We start from the raw sequence: 5214 nt of genomic DNA on the forward strand, positions 1-5214 counted from the left end.
AAACAGGAGACTTGTCATCGCGAGATTCAACAATTCCCGTTTGCACCGCTATTAATCGTGCCACTTTCGCAGCACATTGGCAAACCGGCCGTGCCCGTGGTGGATGAATACGACGAAGTGACGCGGGGTCAGTTGATCGCTGCGGCAGACGGATTCATGTCGGTGGCGATCCATTCGCCGGCGTCGGGAATCATCCGCCGAATTGCCCCAACCCCCAGCATCAACGGCAAGATGGAACCCGCATTTTTTCTTGAGCCGTTTGCGGCATCGACTCAAGAAGTGGTCGAGGGAACTCCGCTGGATATCGATTCGGTAAGCGGTGAGCAGATCCTCGCCGCGATCCAGTCCGCGGGCATTGTCGGGCTCGGGGGCGCCGGATTTCCGACCCATGCGAAACTGAAAATCCCCGACGACAAGTTTGTCGACACGCTGGTGATCAACGGCATCGAGTGCGAGCCGTATCTGACGACCGATCACCGCCTGATGCTTGAACATGCCGACGACGTGATCACCGGTGTCGGTTACTTGTTACGCGCGACCGCTGCCGAGCGGGCGATCATTGCGGTCGAAGCAAACAAACCCGATGCGGCGGAATCGCTTCGACGCGTGTTGCCGCCGTCGGTCCCGATCACCATCGAAGTCTTGCCCGTGAAGTATCCGCAAGGTGCCGAGAAAATGTTGATTACCGCGTTGTTGGGCCGAGAGGTTCCTTCACGCGGATTGCCGCTCGATGTGCATGCGATTTGCGTCAACGTGGGGACTGCGGCCGAGATTGGCAAATTGATTCCTCACGGACTTGGGCTGCAAGAGCGCGTCGTCACGGTGGGCGGACCAGCGATCCAGCAGAAAGGCAACTATCGTATCCCGATCGGTACCACGCTGCGGTTTATTTTGGAAACCTTGGGCACCGAACCCGACATCTCGACCGTTGTGATGGGCGGACCGATGATGGGGGCGGCCGCCTCGAGTTTGGATATCCCGATCACCAAAGGCTCCACCGGCGTGATCGCGTTTACCGAGCGTGAAACGGGCAAGCTGAGATCACGCAAGCAGTTTCCCTGTATCAAGTGTGGCGACTGCGTCGACGTCTGTCCGCTCTTTTTGAACCCGTCACAACTGGGGCTGCTTGCCGAACATGGTCGTTATTCGTCGATGGTCAACGACCACCACTTGATGGACTGTTTCGAGTGTGGCTGCTGCACGTTTGTGTGCCCTGCTCACATTCCCTTGGTCCAGCAATTTCGCGTTGCCAAGGCGGCGATTCGCAAGGCGGCAAGGAGCGAGGGATGACCCCGTTATCCAAAACGCTGACGATCCAAAGTTCGCCGCACATTGGTGCCACGTCAAGTGTCGACTCGATCATGCGGAACGTGGTGTTTGCGTTGAGTCCGGTGTGTGCATTCGCAATTTACGCGTTTGGGATTTCCGCCGCATTGATCTTGGTGGTGGCCGTGTTGTCCTGCGTGCTAACGGAACACCTGCTGTGTTGGTCCGCTGGCCGACCGACCACCATCGGCGACGGATCGGTGCTGATCACTGGCATCTTGTATGGATTGATTCTGCCACCAAGTTTGCCACTCTGGATGGTGGTTGCGGGTGGAGTGATCGGAGTTGCGATGGGAAAGTTCCTTTTTGGTGGACTTGGCTACAACGCGTTTAATCCTGCTTTGGTGGGACGGGCGATCTTACAGGTCGCCTTTCCTGCAGCAATGACGACGTGGCCATCCGAATCCGTCGCCTCGTTCACGTCGCTCCCATCGTCGACACTTGCGCTGCCACTGACCAAGCCGGTTTACGATGGCATCTCGGCAGCGACGCCGCTGGCGAAATGGAAATTCGAGCAGATTCCAACCGACACGACGGACCTTTTTATGGGCACGGTATCGGGATCGACCGGAGAAACGTGTGCAGCCTTGATCTTGCTCGGAGGCGTCTATTTGGTGGCTCGTCGAATGATGAGTTGGCGGATCCCGGTAGCGATCCTTTCCACCGTTGCTCTTTGTAGCACGCTGCTGCAAGCGATTGACCCGACTCGCTATGCGGGACCCTCGTTGATGTTGTTTTCAGGCGGTTTGATGTTGGGAGCGGTCTTCATGGCCACCGATATGGTTGCCTCGCCGATCACTCATCTTGGCTGTGTCATCTACGGGATTTTGATCGGTTTGTTGGTCGTCGTCATTCGCGTGTGGGGTGGCATGCCCGAGGGCGTAATGTACGCGATTCTGATTGGCAACGCCGTTTCGCCCCATATCGACCGTTGGATCCAACCGCGAGTCTACGGCACGGCATCTCGAGGAGACGTGGTATGAAAACCTCGATTTCCACTGACCCGACGTTGTCCGGATTGGCAAGCACGCCGCGACCACAAACGGCATCGATTTACGGAGTGGTGTTGAGTGTCGGGATCGTGTGCAGTCTCGCCATTGTGACGGTTTATCAGTTGACGGGTCCTCGAATTCTCCGTAACCAAGTGGCCATGCGTCACGACGCCATTCTGGTGGTTTTGCCCGATGCAGTGACGGTGATCCCGTTCGAATTTGACTCCACCCTAGGTCAGTTTCATCCTGCTGCGACGGATGACGCCGATTCCGACGCTGTATTTGCGGGCTTTAATCCGGGCGGAGAACTTGTTGGCTTGGCAATCGAGACCAAGGGGATGGGATATCAGGACACGATTCGGCTGATGTATGGATACTCGCCACACGAGCAAGCGATCATCGGAATTCGCGTGCTAGAAAGCCGTGAAACGCCAGGGCTCGGCGACCGCATTGAAACGGATGCCAATTTCCTGAGTCACTTTCGACGATTGGATGTGTCGCTCGAATCCACCTCGAACCAGCTTGCCCATCCGATTGAGTTTGTCAAATCAGGAAACAAGACTGCCCCATGGCAGATCGACGGGATCACCGGGGCAACGATTTCATCGCGAGCCACCGCGGCGATGATCGGTGACAGTGCAGCGGACTGGATCCCTCGCGTCTATCCTCGCCTTGCCGATTTCACGGCAACCTCACAGGAGACGCGATGATGGCTTTTCCGCACGTCGAACCTGAAGCTGTGCCGCCCGCGACGGACGATCTCGTCAATGGCCTCTGGAAACAGAATCCGGTCTTTGTCCAAGTGTTGGGGATGTGTCCGGTGCTGGCGGTTTCCAACACTGCGATCAACGCGCTGGCGATGGGGTTGGCGACTTCGTTTGTGTTGCTGATGTCCAACGTTGTCGTCTCGCTGATTCGCCACGTCGTTCCAAACCAAGTCCGCATTGTGACGTTCATTATGGTGATCGCCACGTTTGTCACGATTGTCGACTACGTGATCCAAGCGATCAGTTTGCCGCTGCATCGATCGCTGGGGGCGTTCATTTCGCTGATCGTCGTCAATTGTTTGATCCTGGGACGTGCCGAAGCGTTTGCCTCGAAACATCGGCTGGGTCGTTCTGCGCTGGACGCACTTGGGATGGGCGTCGGATTCACGGTCGCGTTGCTTTGCTTGGGCGCCGTTCGCGAACTGCTCGGCAATGGCAGTCTGTTTGGATTTCGAATGTTCGGCGAGTCGTTCCAGGAGTGGACGATCATGATGCTGCCGCCGGGCGGATTTTTTACGCTGGCAGCATGGTTGTTGTTAATCCACTGGTTTGAACAACGTCGTGGTGGCACCGAAACCCAGCGCGAGGTGGTCCGATGAGCAACGAGTCGCTTGGCGTGATCTTCATCAACGCATGTTTGGTAAACAATTTTGTGTTGGCCTATTTTCTTGGGATTTGTCCGTTCTTGGGCGTGTCCGCCAAACGTCAAACCGCAATGGGGATGGGGGCGGCAGTCACGCTGGTGATGACCGTCAGCTCGATTGCCGCGTCAGGAATCCACACGTTGTTGGTATACTTGGACACACCTTATTTGCAACTGATTTCGTTCATCGCGGTGATCGCATCGATGGTCCAATTGGTCGAGATGTTCATCAAAAAGGTCAGCCCAAGTCTATTTCGATCATTGGGGATTTTTTTGCCACTGATCACGACGAACTGTGCGATCCTGGCGGTTGCCTTATTTCAAACCAACCGAGGCTACGACTGGCTTCAGTCGATCGTGTTTGCGATCGGTGCCGGAGTGGGCTTCACATTGGCTCTGGTACTGATGGCTGGAATTCGCGAGAAACTTGAACTTGCCCGTCCACCAGATCTTGTCAAAGGGGCGGCATTGACCTTGATCATTGCGGGATTGCTTTCGATTTGTTTTATGGGGTTCGCGGGATTAATGGGGTGAGATGATGATTGCACTAATCAAAGCCATCATCGGAGTCTCGATCATCCTTAGCGGTTGGTTGTGGGTCCAAAACCGTTGGCGAATCGCGACAGGGGCAGCGTCCGATGTCGACGCGTTGGCCGGCCGAATCGGTTGCCATGGATGCGGATGCAAAACGCAATGTGAAAACTTACCGACACATGACCCTACGCATGATGGTTAGATTTCAAGGGAGAATTGGGATGCGACTACAAGACTACGATACAAAGACTCGCTATCGAGCGACGGTACGAGCCAGCAAACGAATCACTGCCGCAGATTCCCACGAGGAGGTTCGCGACATCTTGATCGAGGTGGAAAGTCAAGAATTCGATGTCGCCGTGGGCCAGAACATTGGTGTGTTGGCGCCGGGGCGTGCGGAAATGGGCCAAGAGTATCATTTCCGGCTGTACAGTATCGCGGATGTCCCGCACAGCACGCCCGAAGGTTATTTGCAGATCCGCATTTGCGTGCGTCGCTGCAACTCGATCGACGAATTCACGGGCGAACAGTATCCCGGCGTGGCGTCGAACTACCTGTGCGACCTGACCCGCGGCGAAACCCTGACGATTACCGGGCCGTACGGTCAAGCGTTTGAAGCCCCTTCGGATCCGGATGCTACCCTGATTCTGATCTGCGCCGGAACCGGGATCGCCCCCTTCCGCGCTTTCGTCAAATACCTTTATTCCGAGGCGTGCGATTTCCAAGGCCGTGTTTGGCTATTTCACGGTGGCCAAACCGGGATCGATTTGTTGTATCGCAATCAAGAGAAGGATGATTTTGCGCTGTACTACGACCGCGACACGTTCGAAGCGTTCAACGCATTGAGCAACCGCCCCGGTTGGTCCGAGACGGCCGATTGGGGAGCGGCGATTGAAGATCGTGGCGAAGAACTGTGTCGACTACTCTCTGAACCGACAACGTACGTCTACGT

General features: G+C 56.0%; 6 protein-coding genes and 1 pseudogene. All 7 read left to right on the forward strand.

Going from position 1 to position 5214, the window contains the following annotated elements; genetic code table 11:
• Positions 1–1290, forward strand: a 1290-nt coding sequence (gene rsxC / locus ABX962_RS29485) for an electron transport complex subunit RsxC (protein WP_372724886.1), incomplete at its 5' end; no start/stop codon positions are given.
• Positions 1287–2309, forward strand: a complete 1023-nt coding sequence (locus ABX962_RS29490) for an RnfABCDGE type electron transport complex subunit D (protein WP_372724888.1) — start codon at positions 1287–1289, stop codon at positions 2307–2309. The genes rsxC and ABX962_RS29490, both read left to right, overlap by 4 nt.
• Positions 2306–3028, forward strand: coding sequence for an FMN-binding protein (locus tag ABX962_RS29495; protein ID WP_372724890.1), 723 nt, complete (start codon positions 2306–2308; stop codon positions 3026–3028). Before ABX962_RS29490 ends, ABX962_RS29495 begins: the two co-directional genes overlap by 4 nt.
• Positions 3025–3684, forward strand: coding sequence for an electron transport complex subunit RsxE (gene rsxE / locus ABX962_RS29500; RefSeq protein WP_372724892.1), 660 nt, complete (start codon positions 3025–3027; stop codon positions 3682–3684). Before ABX962_RS29495 ends, rsxE begins: the two co-directional genes overlap by 4 nt.
• Positions 3681–4262 carry an electron transport complex protein RnfA gene (locus ABX962_RS29505; RefSeq protein ID WP_372724893.1) on the forward strand — a complete coding sequence of 194 codons (582 nt, stop codon included), beginning with the start codon at positions 3681–3683 and terminating at the stop codon, positions 4260–4262. Before rsxE ends, ABX962_RS29505 begins: the two co-directional genes overlap by 4 nt.
• A gap of 1 nt (position 4263) precedes the next feature.
• Positions 4264–4464, forward strand: coding sequence for a hypothetical protein (locus tag ABX962_RS29510; protein ID WP_372724895.1), 201 nt, complete (start codon positions 4264–4266; stop codon positions 4462–4464).
• A gap of 19 nt (positions 4465–4483) precedes the next feature.
• A pseudogene (locus ABX962_RS29515) lies at positions 4484–5214 on the forward strand (hypothetical protein); the annotation flags it as partial.

Origin of the sequence: Novipirellula sp. (assembly GCF_041583735.1) — a bacterium.
Lineage (GTDB): Bacteria > Planctomycetota > Planctomycetia > Pirellulales > Pirellulaceae > Novipirellula.